The 14,580-nt window shown below is 41.0% G+C and carries 12 protein-coding genes; 5 read left to right on the top strand and 7 right to left on the bottom strand.

Annotation, left to right across the window (positions count from 1 at the left end; genetic code table 11):
* Positions 1-111: 111 nt before the first annotated feature.
* The 7 genes from EKM67_RS02485 to rpmH form a co-directional block, all read right to left on the bottom strand.
* Positions 112-1,653, bottom strand: a complete 1,542-nt coding sequence (locus tag EKM67_RS02485) for a ClC family H(+)/Cl(-) exchange transporter (protein WP_125576958.1) — start codon at positions 1,651-1,653, stop codon at positions 112-114.
* 162 nt (positions 1,654-1,815) lie between these two features.
* A complete protein-coding gene (gene mnmG / locus EKM67_RS02480) occupies positions 1,816-3,717 on the bottom strand; it encodes a tRNA uridine-5-carboxymethylaminomethyl(34) synthesis enzyme MnmG (RefSeq protein ID WP_379895176.1) in 1,902 nt (633 codons plus the stop codon).
* Between the two features lie 9 nt (positions 3,718-3,726).
* Positions 3,727-5,112: a tRNA uridine-5-carboxymethylaminomethyl(34) synthesis GTPase MnmE gene (mnmE, locus tag EKM67_RS02475; protein ID WP_125576956.1), complete on the bottom strand. Its 1,386-nt coding sequence runs from the start codon at positions 5,110-5,112 to the stop codon at positions 3,727-3,729.
* A gap of 193 nt (positions 5,113-5,305) precedes the next feature.
* On the bottom strand, positions 5,306-6,103 hold the full coding sequence (jag, locus tag EKM67_RS02470; protein ID WP_125576954.1) for an RNA-binding cell elongation regulator Jag/EloR: 798 nt from the start codon (positions 6,101-6,103) through the stop codon (positions 5,306-5,308).
* Between the two features lie 32 nt (positions 6,104-6,135).
* Positions 6,136-6,921: a membrane protein insertase YidC gene (yidC, locus tag EKM67_RS02465; RefSeq protein WP_125577039.1), complete on the bottom strand. Its 786-nt coding sequence runs from the start codon at positions 6,919-6,921 to the stop codon at positions 6,136-6,138.
* A gap of 85 nt (positions 6,922-7,006) precedes the next feature.
* On the bottom strand, positions 7,007-7,360 hold the full coding sequence (gene rnpA, locus EKM67_RS02460) for a ribonuclease P protein component (protein WP_125576952.1): 354 nt from the start codon (positions 7,358-7,360) through the stop codon (positions 7,007-7,009).
* Positions 7,361-7,439: 79 nt separating this feature from the next.
* Positions 7,440-7,580 (bottom strand): 50S ribosomal protein L34, encoded by a 141-nt coding sequence (rpmH, locus tag EKM67_RS02455; protein ID WP_083479007.1) that lies wholly within the window; start codon positions 7,578-7,580, stop codon positions 7,440-7,442.
* A gap of 522 nt (positions 7,581-8,102) precedes the next feature.
* On the opposite strand from rpmH, the gene dnaA reads away from it, so the two are divergent.
* The 5 genes from dnaA to gyrB all read left to right on the top strand — a co-directional run bounded on the left by dnaA (position 8,103) and on the right by gyrB (position 14,580).
* Positions 8,103-9,446, top strand: coding sequence for a chromosomal replication initiator protein DnaA (dnaA, locus tag EKM67_RS02450; RefSeq protein ID WP_125576950.1), 1,344 nt, complete (start codon positions 8,103-8,105; stop codon positions 9,444-9,446).
* Between the two features lie 166 nt (positions 9,447-9,612).
* The gene (gene dnaN / locus EKM67_RS02445) at positions 9,613-10,746 is read left to right on the top strand and encodes a DNA polymerase III subunit beta (RefSeq protein WP_125576948.1); all 1,134 of its coding nucleotides are present in this window, start codon (positions 9,613-9,615) and stop codon (positions 10,744-10,746) included.
* Between the two features lie 300 nt (positions 10,747-11,046).
* A complete protein-coding gene (gene yaaA, locus EKM67_RS02440; protein WP_225417282.1) occupies positions 11,047-11,262 on the top strand; it encodes a S4 domain-containing protein YaaA in 216 nt (71 codons plus the stop codon).
* Position 11,263: 1 nt separating this feature from the next.
* On the top strand, positions 11,264-12,388 hold the full coding sequence (recF, locus tag EKM67_RS02435) for a DNA replication/repair protein RecF (RefSeq protein ID WP_125576945.1): 1,125 nt from the start codon (positions 11,264-11,266) through the stop codon (positions 12,386-12,388).
* Between the two features lie 206 nt (positions 12,389-12,594).
* On the top strand, positions 12,595-14,580 hold the full coding sequence (gene gyrB / locus EKM67_RS02430) for a DNA topoisomerase (ATP-hydrolyzing) subunit B (protein ID WP_125576943.1): 1,986 nt from the start codon (positions 12,595-12,597) through the stop codon (positions 14,578-14,580).

Raw genomic sequence — 14,580 nt, 5'->3', positions numbered from 1 at the left:
TATTTCAAGCAGATTCGCTGATTACTTCAACTTAACCTAGAAATTTAGTCATTTTAGCAAGATTTTTGCCAAATTATTGCCCGGGAAATAATAAACTTGAAATAACTGGATTTAAACTGATCGGCTCAACTTCTGCAATTGATGTTTGACTCGTAATCTTTGACTATGATCCGTTGCAATGATCAAAGTATCACCAGTTTGTATTTCTGTATCGCCATGAGGTAGTAATTCGCGCTCACCACGCCGAATCGATATTAACAACGTCTCTTGTGGCCAAGCAATATCACGAACTTGTTGACTAATAAAACGGGAGCCTTCAAAAACCGGCACTTCTAATCGATCATGACGTCCGGTTAATTTCAATTGGGTTTGGTCGGCCTGCATTTTTTCTGCCAATGATTCGTAAATCGGTGCGCCACCAAGCACATCTACAACCACGTAAGCTGTCAATGAAACAATGGCTAATGGCATCAGGTGCTCCAAAGTTCCGACCATTTCTGTGATCAACAACATCGCCGTAAATGGTGCTTTACCAATTCCCGCGAAATAACCCGCCATGGCAAAAATCACTAAATTCATGATCAAACTTTTAGGCAATAAGCCCATATTGGCCATCACCACGCCATACAAATCGCCGATCAAAGCGCCCAAGGTTAGAATCGGTAGAAAAATACCACCAGGCAAACCTGACCCATAGGAAACCATCGAGAAAACAAATCGTAGGACGAATAAACCTAAGACGATCAATGCAGCTGGTTGCTGATTTGCCAAACTCAAAATCAACCCGTTACCGCCACCCAAGGTTTGTGGCCAAAAATAACCGATCGGAATCACCAGAATCAAAGGAATCAACCCATCTGCATACCGAGGAATTTTATTAAGACGCCGATATAACGCTGGCAGCTTTAGCAAAACTTGTTGATAAACAATCCCAAGAATTCCTAAGATAGCACCTAAAATTAAGAGATGCCAATAAAGTGGCAGTGGAAAATTCATTGTATATTGCAAATGTAGCACAGGTGTCAGCCCAAAAAAATTAGATGAAATAAAATTTGCACTCAGCGCGCCAGTTAATGATGTAATCCAAACCAGTGGCGAAAAGTTGTGATAAATTTCTTCCAAAACAAAAAAAGTTCCTGCTATCGGTGCATTAAAGGCAGCAGATAATCCACTGGCCGCACCTGCGGCAATCAAAACGCGTTGGTTGGTTCCTTTTTCATGCAACCGGGCCGCTAATCCCTGGCCAACCGATGATCCTAACTGAATCGAAGGTCCTTCGCGTCCCAAAAATAAGCCTGAACCAATTGCCAGTGCACCGCCGACAAATTTACGCCAAAGGATCGACCACCAGTGTAGCGTCAAATTGCCGCTTAATTGCGTCTCTACCTCAGGAATGCCTGAACCCATGATATGAGGCTGCTGTTTCACTAGGATGGCGTTAATCACCCAAATAATCAGTAATAACGCTAAGATAAGTCCTAACCAGAGGAAATTCTGATGTGCTAACTGATATAGTTTTTGCCACTGTGAAAGTGACTTCTCGATAATCAGCCGAAAGCAACTTACGATTAATCCCGATAATAAGCCAACCAATAAGCCCTTTAAAATAAAACTAACGTGTAAAAAATTTAACTGGTCCTTCAACTTAGCCATGAACACACCTCAACTACTATTAAAGAACAAAGTTGAGCTGATTACCAGTTAGAATTGGGTCGATCCACAAAATCGCATGATTGATCAACCCAAAAATAAAAAACAGGTCCGCAATATCAACCTGTTTTTCAAAGATCAACTCGAAATTATTTTAAATTCTCATTAACTGATTTTCGCAATTCGACCTTGTTCAATATAGACACTCAATATCGCGACGTCCGCAGGATTGACCCCACTGATCCGTGAAGCCTGCGCAATCGTTTCTGGTTGGATCTTCGTTAATTTCTGTTGTGCCTCTGTTGCCAGACCATTAATGGCGTTATAGTCAATTTTTTGCGGAATTTTTTTAGCTTCCAAGCGTTTCAGACGCTCAACACTTTGTTCTTCCTTCTTGATATAACCCTGATATTTGATCTGGATCTCAACTTGTTCTTTCACATAACGGTCTGCTTCGGCTGAACTGGCACCAATAAACTTAACAACATCCTCATACTTAACTTCTGGACGCTTCAAGAATTCACTAGCCAACACACCATCTTTTAGTGGCGCAACATGATGCTCCGCTAAGAAATCTTGAACTTCTGGCGTTGGTTTGATCCGAACTTGCTGTAAACGAGCGAGCTCTCGTTCAATTTCAGATTTTTTAACTAAATATTTCTGATAACGATCTTCGTTGATCAGACCTAATTCATGACCCTTAGCAGTTAATCGTAAATCAGCATTGTCATGGCGTAAAATCAACCGATATTCTGCGCGACTCGTCAATAAACGATAGGGCTCATTAGTACCCTTAGTGACTAAATCGTCAATCATAACGCCGATATAAGCCTCGTTACGTCCCAGTGTAAATGCCGGCTTGCCTTGTGCTCTTAATCCAGCGTTGATGCCTGCAATCAGGCCTTGCCCTGCAGCCTCTTCATAGCCAGAAGTTCCATTCATTTGGCCAGCTGTAAATAAATTAGCAACGACTTTAGTTTCCAAACTATGAGTCAGCTGCCATGGCTCGATAATATCATATTCGATTGCATAACCAGGTCGCATTAATTCTGCATGCTGTAATCCAGCCACAGAATGCAGCATCTTCAATTGAATCTCTTCAGGCATTGAGGTTGAAAAATCACCAACATAATATTCTTCGGTGTGCCGGCCTTCCGGCTCCAAGAATAATTGATGACGTGGTTTGTCAGCGAAACGGACAACCTTGTCTTCAATAGAGGGACAGTAACGCGGACCGACGCCTTCAATAATGCCAGAAAACATTGGCGCGCGACTCAGATTGTCGCGAATGATTTTATGTGTCGTTTCATTTGTGTAAGTCATCCAACAAGAAAGCTGATCCTTCAAGTACGCTGTATCTGGAGTCTCAAATGAGAAGTGATTTGGTTTCTTGTCACCTGGTTGTTCTTCGGTCTGATCATAATCGATCGTGTTGCCATCAACTCGTGGTGGTGTCCCGGTCTTAAAACGACGTAGCTTAAATCCGTTTGCTTCCAAACTTTCCGACAATTTAATTGACGGTAATGAATTATTAGGTCCGGAAGAATAAGTTAGCTCGCCAATGATGATCTTGCCACGAGATGACGTACCTGCTGTTAATACAACACTTTTGGCATAATATCGGGCACCAGTCGCCGTTATAACGCCTTTACAAACACCATCTTCAACAATAATGTCATCCACTAATCCTTGACGCAGCGTAAGTTGAGGTTCATTTTCCAACGTATCTTTCATAACGGCATGATAATCCGCCTTATCCGCCTGTGCGCGTAGTGCGCGCACAGCTGGACCCTTACCGGTGTTGAGCATCCGCATTTGAATATAAGTGGCATCGATATTCTTCGCCATCTGTCCGCCAAGTGCATCCACTTCGCGTACAACGATCCCTTTTGCCGGACCACCGACTGACGGATTACATGGCATGAAGGCCACCATATCTAAATTGATCGTTAACAATAACGTCTTCTGTCCCATTCGTGCAGCAGCTAAGGCAGCCTCACAACCAGCGTGGCCGGCACCCACAACGATGACATCATATTCGCGGGAATCATATTGCTTTACTTCCAAAATCAATGCCTACTTTCCTAAACAAAATTGACTGAACAGTTGTGTAATTAATTCGTCTGGTGCATTTTCACCGGTGATTTCACCCAGCTTTTCCCAGCAAGCCGTCATATCGATCTGAACTAAATCGATTGGCATTTGTGCGTCTAGACCGGAGATCACATCCGTTAGTGACGCTTTGGCCTGTTGCAATAATCCAATTTGGCGATTATTCGACACCAGAATATCTTGCTGACGATTTTCAATTCCGCCGAAGAAGAGATCCTTGATTTGTTGTTCGATTGCTGCCAGTCCGCTTTGATCTTTGATCGAGGTCAGAATTGGATCTTCCTTAACACCTAGAGCCGCTAATTCAGACTGATCAATTCGCGCCGGTAAATCGGTTTTATTGAGAATCACTAACCGTTTCTGATCCTGTGTATCCTTGATCAGTGCTTGATCTTCCGCTGTTAATGGTTCACTGGCATCCAGGACAAGGATGATCAGATCTGCTGCTGCTAGTGCTTGACGACTGCGGGCAACACCGATTTTTTCAACTTTATCTTCAGTATCGTGAATTCCTGCCGTATCGACCAATTTCAGTGGTACGCCTTGCACATTAACGTATTCTTCGAGCACATCGCGGGTCGTTCCCGCGACATCCGTCACGATTGCTTTATCTTCATGCAATAAATAATTCAGTAGCGATGATTTACCAACATTAGGACGGCCGACAATTGCAGTCGCCAGTCCTTCACGTAAAATCTTCCCTTGTTGCGCAGTTGACAGCAGAGCGTCGATCCGGGCTTGAACTTCGACCGCCTTTTCACGCATTAACTTTGAAGTAATTTCATCCTCATCATATTCTGGATAATCAATATTTACTTCGACCTGAACTAGCACTTCCGAAATATCATGGCGTAAATTATGAATTAGGTGCTGCAAATTACCATCTAATTGATTTAATGCGACTTGCATGGAACGATCTGTCTTCGCACGGATCAGGTCCATGACTGATTCGGCTTGCGTCAAGTCAATACGGCCATTGAGAAAAGCACGCTTGGTGAATTCACCAGGCTCAGCCATTCTTGCGCCAACAGCAAGTAACAATTGTAGAATTTTATTCGTAGGCACGATACCACCGTGACAGTTGATCTCCACAACGTCCTCGCGTGTGAATGTCTTTGGTGCGCGCATGACCGACACCATCACTTCATCGAGTTCTCGCTTGGTTTCAGGATCAACAATATGTCCATAATGAATGGTATGGCTAGGAACTTTAAGTAAATTAGTCCCTTTAAAAACATGCTCAGCTATTTTGACCGCTTGATCTCCAGAGAGTCGCACGATCGAAATCGCCCCTTCACCAGGTGGCGTTGAAATGGCGGCAATAGTATCGTATTCAGTAACAATTGGCATGGCAAGGGTTCCTTTCAAGAGTTTTAATTTTGACCAATAAAAAAGCGCCAAAAGTCCACCAAGCCTCTAGACAATAAAAGAGACTTGGTGGACAAAGCACTTTGACTACTTCATCGATTAAGTTGAGAAAATCATATCCTAAAATTTTATTTTTGTCAAAATTTCAGGTTTAAAGCGACTAAAATTTAGGTTTTCAAGGAAGTTTAACTGTTTTACGTGGCGCTATAACGACATAACGTTCCGGTTCAGTACCTTCCGAGAAAGTTTCAAAATATGGACTATCCGCTAAAATCATGTGGATCAGTTTGCGTTCAAACGATGGCATTGGATCTAGATAAACAGACTTATGATCTGCCACCACGTTTCGGGCAGTCCGTTTAGCCAAGGCAGTCAACGCATGTTCCCGGCGTTCACGGTAATCACCAACATCGAGAACAATCATCTGCCGCGAACGACCGCGATGATTGAAGAAGGTTTGACTTAGATACTGCAATGAATTAATTGAACGACCATGTTTGCCGATCAATAAACCCTCTTTAGCCGTGTCTAAATGGAAAACTTGCGACCGATCTTGTTGCTCAACGCGAATCAACGCTGGTGCGCCTAAACGCTTCGTCAGATCCATCAAATAAACAGATAAGTCCTTAATTGCTTTTGTATCATTTCGTTCTATTTCAGGCTTTGCAGAATGTGCTACCTGTCCTGATACCTGTTGAACTGGATTATCCTTCATATCAGAAACTGTTTGTTGATCTTGCTTTGCATCGTGTCTCATTGCTTTTTTGATTTTCTGTTCGATCACTTGTTGCTTAGCTTTAGTAACTGCTGGAGATGTGCTCACTTCAACGATTGCAGTTTTCTTACCAAAACCTAGAAAGCCTCGTGATTCTTCACGAACCACTTGAATATCAGCTTCTTCTCGTTCAATTTTCAACTCAGCTAATCCTTTTTGGATTGCTGCTTCGACGGTTTCACCTTCGTACTGCGCCATTACCGATCAACTCCCATCTTTCTAAATATGAATTATTTCTTCTTGTAAGCTCGTTTTCTAGCTCTTCGTAAATTCTGCTCATGCTCACGCGCAGCGGTCACTTTTTCTTCACGCTCACGTTTCGCCTTGAATGGGTTTTGTAAAATTAACGTTTGCACAACTTGGAACGCATTGGAAACAACCCAGTATAAAGAAATTGCTGAGGCAATATTGAGTGCTGGGATAATAATCATAAACGGCATCAAATACTGCATGATTTTACCGGTTGAACCAGTTTGTGGCATACTCATATTACTGATATAAGTACTCAAAAATGTAAAGATACCCGCGAGGATCGCCATAATGTAATAGGGATCCTTCTCACCAAGTTGCATCCACAGGAATGAACCTTGTTTCAATTCAGTTGTCCGCCAAATAACTTGATACAAGGCATACATAAATGGCAATTGAACCAACATTGGCAAACAGCCGTAGACAGGATTGACGCCTGCCTCTGACATCAGCTTCTGCGTTTCTTCACGCAATTTCTGCTGCGTTTCCATATCTTTAGCACTATATTTCTTTTGCAAAGCCTGTAACTCTGGTTGAACTGCGCTTTGCTTCTTCATATTCTTCGTGCTGAGATGATTCAATGGTAATAAGATCACTCTGACAATGATCGTAAAGACGACAATTGCCCATCCATAATTACCACCAAGAAATGCAGCGAGTTTCAAAATGAACCAAGAAAATGGATAGAGAATATATTCATTCCAAAATCCTGAACTCTTGCTGGTAATCGGTGCATTCATATTGGCACACGCTGTTAAAAACAGCATCAGACTCAATAGCGAAACAACTAGCAAAACTTTTTTAAGCTGCGAACGTTTCTTCACTTATTTTTCCTCACGAATTTAATTTAGCTTATGCGTCTTCTTCAGACAACAGCTGACTTAATTTTAACACATGGATGAGATTACTTTTAGTCTCTTTCATGGTTAAATTTTTAGCGTTTTTCCGAGCAATCACCAAAAAATCGACATCCTGCTTGAGTTGCCCATCAAGTTCATGGAGACTTTGCCGAATATAACGTTTCATTCGGTTACGGCTAACTGCAGTATGCCCAATTTTTTTACCTACAGAAATCCCCACACGAAAATGGTGCTGTTCAGGTTTCTCCAACTTGTAAATCACATAACTGCGATTTGCAACCGATTGGCCAGCCTCAAAGACACGCTGAAATTCCTTTTCACTTTTAACACGGTAGGTCTTGCGCATGAAATCGATCCAATCTTTAAATGAATATCATTGATCACAATTTGAAAATAAATAAAAAAACCACTGAAACTCAGTGGCCTTAAGCAGATAAAACTTTTCTACCTTTACTACGGCGTCTTGCTAATACTCTACGGCCGTTCTTCGTGCTCATGCGTTTCATAAAACCATGAACGCGTTGACGATGGCGTTTCTTTGGTTGATAAGTTCTCTTAGTTGTCATGTGTGCTGCACCTCCTAGATTATACAGTGGATACACCATGAAGATTATTTAGTACGTCTCTTCAAGCGCAATTACTTAAATATATTAGCATATCTACTATTAAAAAGAAACTAATTTTTAGGCTTTTTTCAATATAGTTGGCGCGTGGCGGTAAAAGTTATCCACAATTTAAAAATATTATAGGGGATTTAGCTGCGGATATCTTTTTCTGTTTTAGCAATTATCCACAAGCTTTGTTAATAAAAAGGCGATTTCCCCAGTCACGTTAATAACTTATGCACACCTCTGTTGATCCTGTGGAAAATACTTCTAAATTTTAGTACATCAATCTTTTTAACGCACAGATTTTGGTGGATAACTTTTAAAAATAGCAAAACAACTTTATTTTATCCACAACCTGTGGATTGTTTTATGATACCTGTGTATATATTTTTCTTCTTTTCAAAAATCTGTGGAAAACTTTTTTAGAGAATGCTAAACTTAAGTTATCTTTCCACATTTTTTTAGAAGGGAGTGGCGTTTTTGGCAAACGAAAATGTCCTATGGGACAAAATAGATGCTGAATTTAAAAAAACATTTGAACCTGTCAGCTACGAAACTTGGATCTCTCAGGTCAAACCAATCAAATTAACGGCCGATAAATTGACGTTACAGTTACCTTCACCATTTCACCGTAATTATTGGGAACGAAACTTAGTTAAAGAAGCAACGGCATTGCTCCGCGATTATAGTGGTCACGAAATCGAACTTGAGTTAGTCGTTCCAAACGAACAGATCGATGATACCGATATTGCGAAAACATTTACGGATCCTGATTTAACTTCTGGACTCGTTTACGCGCATGACACTCATTTAAATGATAAATATACTTTTGATAATTTTGTCATTGGCGCTGGTAATTACCTCGCACAGGCAGCTGCATTGTCTGCCGCGGAAGAACCAGGGCAAGTTTATAATCCTTTAAATCTCTATGGCGGCGTTGGTTTAGGTAAAACCCATTTGATGCAAGCCATTGGTCATGAAGTTTTGCGCCGCAATCCCGATGCCAAGGTCAAATATGTCACTAGCGAAGAATTTGCCAACGATTTTATTAATTCGATTCAAACCCGGCGGCAAGAAGAATTTAGACGTGAATATCGTTCTGTCGATCTTTTATTAGTCGATGATATTCAGTTCTTCGCCGATAAAGAAGCCACACAACAAGAATTTTTCCACACGTTTAATAAGTTATATGAAAATAAAAAGCAAATTGTCTTAACTTCAGATCGGATTCCTAGTGATATTCCTAAGTTGGAAGATCGATTAGTTTCTCGGTTCAAGTGGGGATTGTCTGCGGATATTACGCCGCCTGATCTTGAAACTCGAATCGCAATCCTAAGAAATAAAGCCATCGCCGAAGGTTTGGAGATCGATAATCAAACCCTCAGTTATATTGCTGGACAAATCGACACCAACATTCGAGAATTAGAGGGTGCACTGGTTCGCGTTCAAGCGTACGCAACGATCAACAAAATCGATATCACGTTGGAAAGTGCGATTGCTGCACTCAAAGGCTTAAAAGATATTGCTAATCAGCACGGGCTCTCTATTAGTAAGATCCAAGAAGTTGTCGCACAATATTTCCGACTCCAAGTCAGTGAGATAACCGGTCGGAAACGGACTAAGAATATTGTCGTTCCGCGGCAAATCGCCATGTATTTATCGCGTGAACTAACAGATAACTCACTTCCAAAAATCGGCAAAGAATTCGGTGGCAAAGATCACACAACGGTTATCCATGCCCATGAAAAAATTGCCAAAGATCAAGAACATGATTCCGAAATGAGATCCAAAATCAGCGACCTGAAAAAATTACTGCGCGGATAGGCTGTGGAAAACTTTCAAGTCATCCCCAATTTTTTCCACAAGTTATCCACAGTGGAAAACTCTAACATTTCTTCTTACTCTCAGTTTTCCACAGAATTAACAGGCCCTATTACTATTACTTTAAAATCTTTTATATAATAACTAGCAAATTCAGGAGGGTTCCTTAATGAAATTTACAATTGATCGTCTAGGTTTTATGCGTCATTTCAATAATGTCTTGCGAGCCGTGCCTTCGAAGACAGCGATTCAAATCTTAACAGGGATTAAATTTGATTTAACGGATGCAGGTTTAAATTTAACTGGTAGTAACGCAGATATTTCCATCGAAACCTTTATCCCTGTTGCGGATGAATCGATGAAATTAAAAATTGAATCCACTGGTTCGATTATTTTAACCGCTCGTTTTTTCAGCGAGATTATTAAAAAGTTGCCGGGCGAAACATTTACCTTCGAAGTTAAAGATAATTTCCGAGTGATTTTAACTTCCGCCGCTTCCGAATTTACGGTGATTGGTTTTGATGCTAATAGTTATCCACGCTTACCAGAAATCACCGACGCTACAGAGCTCGAATTTTCTTCAGAAATTTTCCGCGGCTTAGTTAACCAAACCGTTCTTGCTGTTTCTGCGCAAGAAAGTCGGCCCATTTTGACTGGTGTTCATTTTATGATCAACGCGGACGGTTTGTTAGCCGTTGCAACCGATAGTCATCGTTTAGCTCAGCGTAAACTCGATTTAGCAATTGAAGGCAATTATGATTTTGTAATTCCTGGGAAAAGCTTGATCGAATTATCGCGGATGTTGGCTGATTTACAAGATGAAATTCACCTTAAAATTACAGACAATCAAGTTTTATTTAATTTTGGATCGACCAAATTTTATTCTCGATTATTAGAGGGTAACTATCCTGATACCACGCGTTTGATTCCAACTGATTCGACGACGACAATGCAAATTGATGCAACAACACTTTTAGCGTCAGTTGATCGTGTTTCGGTCATGTCTCACGAAAGTCGCAATAATGTGGTTCGTTTGCAATTGAATGCCGAAAATAAACAAGCCACACTTCTTAGCAATTCGCCAGATGTTGGTAATGCAGAAGAAACTTTAACTTTTACAGCGCTAAACGGTGAACCGCTAGATATTTCGTTCAATCCTGATTATCTGAAGGATGCCTTGCGCGCATGCGGAAATACGGAGATCAAATTATCATTTACAACCAATCTACGTCCATTCACGATCATTCCGTCTGAAGATGGGGTTCATTATATTCAACTGATCACACCTGTTAGGACTTTTTAACAAGACAAAGTTAAAATAAAAAACGATCTCCACATCATTTTTTTGATGGTGAGATCGTTTTTTTCATGTTCAAATTGACATCCAGGCAACAACTTCTCAGCCCAGATCAAAATTCAACTAAATTTTCCTGAAACCGTCTTAAAATTCATTTTCAGCAATTCTAACTTTTTTGGACTAAATATATTATCTTACGTTAAATTCGCGTCAGCACGATAATAACGCTATTTAAATTGTTTTTTACTTAAATAAAGCGTATAATTTAATGGTAAACCATATATTTTTTGATTAGGGGCGATGTTTTTGAAACAGGTTAGATTAGCTGACGAATATTTGACATTGACTCAATTGTTGAAAGAAGAAGGCATTATTGGCAGCGGCGGCCAAGCCAAATTTTATTTGCAAGAGAATCCAGTTTTGTACAATGGCGAGTCTGAAAACCGTCGTGGTAAAAAATTACATCCTGGCGACGTGGTCAAATTAAATTCTGGTGAAGAATTTCAAATTGTGAAGGCGTGAGATGTATTTAGAACATCTTGAATTAGCACACTTTCGTAATTACGACGCGCTAACGGTTGATTTCTCACCGCAAATCAATGTACTGATCGGTGAGAACGCACAAGGTAAGACGAATTTACTTGAAGCAGTCTATGTTTTGTCACTAGCGCGCTCGCATCGAACCAATGATGATAAGTCATTGATTCAGTGGGGGCATGATTTTGCTAAGTTGTCTGGTGTTGTGCAGCGTCAAGTTGGTCGATTACCTTTGGAAATTGTCCTCAGTCATCAAGGCAAACGTGCTAAAGTCAATCACCTTGAGCAGCGCCGATTATCTCAATACATTGGTCAATTTAATGTCATTTTATTCGCACCGGAAGATTTAGGATTGGTTAAGGGATCACCAGCTGGCAGACGTCGATTTATTGATATGGAGTTTGGCCAGATCAATCATCAATATTTATATAACATCACACAATATCGCGCAATTTTGAAACAGCGCAATTTATATTTGCGTTCCTTACAACACGGCCAAGCGAAAGATTTGATTTATTTAGAAGTTTTATCAGATCAATTAGCGGGATTTGGTGCGGAAATTATCTGGGCGCGCCGTGAATTCTTGAAACAAATGGAGACTTTTGCGAGCAAACAACACCAAGAAATTACCCAACAGCGTGAAACGTTAGCTTTTGATTATCAAACGGTTCTACCCGTTGCTGAAATTGAAAGCTCTGAGCAACTATATCAGTTTTTAAAAGTGCAGTATCAAAAAGCTCAGAAGCGTGAATTGCAACAGGGTACAACAGTATTAGGACCGCATCGAGATGATGTGGCTTTTATTGTTAACGATAAAAATGTTCAAACTTTTGGTTCGCAGGGTCAGCAAAGAACCGTTGCGTTGAGTTTGAAGTTAGCGGAAATCGAATTAATGCGGAAACAGACGGGTGAAGCGCCGGTTTTATTACTGGATGATGTTTTATCTGAACTCGATGAAATCCGCCAAACACACTTATTAAAAACGATTCAGCATCAGGTTCAAACTTTCTTGACCACGACGAGCTTAGATGGTGTCGCAAAAGAAATTATCGGCGAGCCCACGACCTTTGTGGTTAATGACGGTGAAATTAAACAACAGGGTTCTCATTAATTTAATAACGAATATAAACTTAAATGTTTGTGAAGCCATTGATTTCAACCCGTGGCTACTCACAACATAAACGTGTTCGCCATCACTGAAATCACTGTCTAAGTGCAAATAACTTAAATCTTAAGACCAAGATTTTAGTTATTCGCGACTTAGCCATTGATTTCAACCCGTGATGGCTCACAACTTGATTTTTAGGAGGCTTTTACTTGAACGACGAAAATAAACCAACGACTAGCGAAGATGCTGAAAAAGAAGTTGAACTCGAAGCAAAAGAAGAAAAGGCGCGTGAATATGATGCCAGTCAAATTCAAGTGCTTGAAGGCTTGGAAGCTGTTCGTAAGCGTCCTGGGATGTATATTGGTTCGACCAGTTCACAAGGGCTGCACCATTTAGTTTGGGAAATTATCGATAATGGGATCGACGAGGCTTTAGCGGGCTTTGCTTCTGTTATCAATGTGATCGTTGAACCCGATAACAGTGTGACCGTGACTGATGATGGTCGTGGTATTCCAGTTGGTATTCAAAAAAAGACGAAACGTCCAGCCTTGGAAACTGTTTTTACCATTCTTCATGCCGGCGGTAAGTTTGGCGGCGGCGGTTATAAAGTTTCTGGTGGTCTTCATGGTGTCGGTGCTTCGGTTGTTAATGCTTTGTCTACTGAGCTAGATGTAACGGTCACTCATGAAGGCAAGCAGTACTACATGGATTTTGTCCGTGGCAAAGTTAATACAGAAATGAAGATCATTGGCGATGCACCTGAGCATGAACATGGGACTAAAGTGCACTTCCGTCCGGATCCAGATATTTTTACAGAAACAACGGTCTATGATGATCAAATTTTAAATACACGAATTCGTGAATTGGCTTTCTTGAACAAGGGTTTGAAATTAACCTTTACCGATAAACGTGTGGCCACTGCAGAACGCATTGAATATCATTATGTTGGTGGTATTAAGAGTTATGTCGAATTTCTCAACGAGGGAAAAGATGTTCTTTTTCCAACGCCAATTTATGTTGAAGGCGAACAAGACGGTATTACGGTTGAAGTTGCCTTGCAATATACCGATGATTTTCATTCTAACTTGATGACTTTCGCCAACAATATTCATACTTACGAAGGTGGGACTCATGAGGCTGGCTTCAAGGCGGCACTGACTCGTGTCGTCAACGATTATGGTCGCAAACTCGGCCTCGTTAAGGAAAATGAAGACAAGCTGTCTGGTGATGATGTGCGTGAAGGTATGACTGCGGTTGTGTCGATCAAGCATCCAGACCCACAATTTGAAGGTCAGACGAAGACTAAGTTAGGAAATTCCGATGCGCGTAGTGTGACTGATAAGATGTTTTCAGAAACATTTACGAAGTTTCTGATGGAGAATCCTGCAACGGCTAGACAAGTTGTTGAAAAAGGTCAACTCGCAGCGAAGGCACGACTTGCGGCCAAGCATGCACGTGAAGTCACACGTAAGAAATCTGGTTTGGAAATTAGCAATCTGCCTGGTAAATTGGCAGATAATTCTAGTAAGGATCCAGAAATTTCTGAATTATTTATCGTCGAGGGTGATTCTGCCGGTGGTTCTGCTAAGCAGGGTCGTTCACGATTGACGCAAGCAATTTTACCGATCCGTGGGAAGATTCTGAATGTCGAGAAGGCTTCTATGGAGCGAATTTTGGCTAACGAAGAAATTAGAACTTTATTCACGGCCATGGGAACTGGATTTGGTGGTGACTTTGATTTAAGCAAGGCGCGGTATCACAAGTTAATTATTATGACCGATGCCGATGTCGATGGTGCTCATATTCGGACTTTGTTGTTGACGCTCTTTTATCGTTATATGCGTCCGGTTGTTGAGGCAGGCTACGTTTATATCGCCAAGCCACCTCTATATCAAGTTCGTCAGGGTAAATTCATGCGTTATATTGATTCTGATGAGGAATTGAATGAAGTCATGGGTCAGTTGTCCGCATCACCAAAACCAGTGATTCAGCGTTACAAAGGTTTAGGTGAAATGGATGCTGAACAATTATGGACAACGACGATGAATCCGGAGAATCGGAGAATGGATCGTGTTCAGGTTACAGACGCTAAAGAAGCCGATAGTGTTTTCCAAATGTTAATGGGCGATGACGTTGCACCACGACGTGAATTTATTGAAACTAATGCGAAATATACTAAGAACTTAGACGTGTAG

It is taken from the genome of Lapidilactobacillus mulanensis, from assembly GCF_003946215.1.
GTDB lineage: Bacteria > Bacillota > Bacilli > Lactobacillales > Lactobacillaceae > Lapidilactobacillus > Lapidilactobacillus mulanensis.
This window is presented reverse-complemented; position numbering and strand designations above follow the sequence as displayed.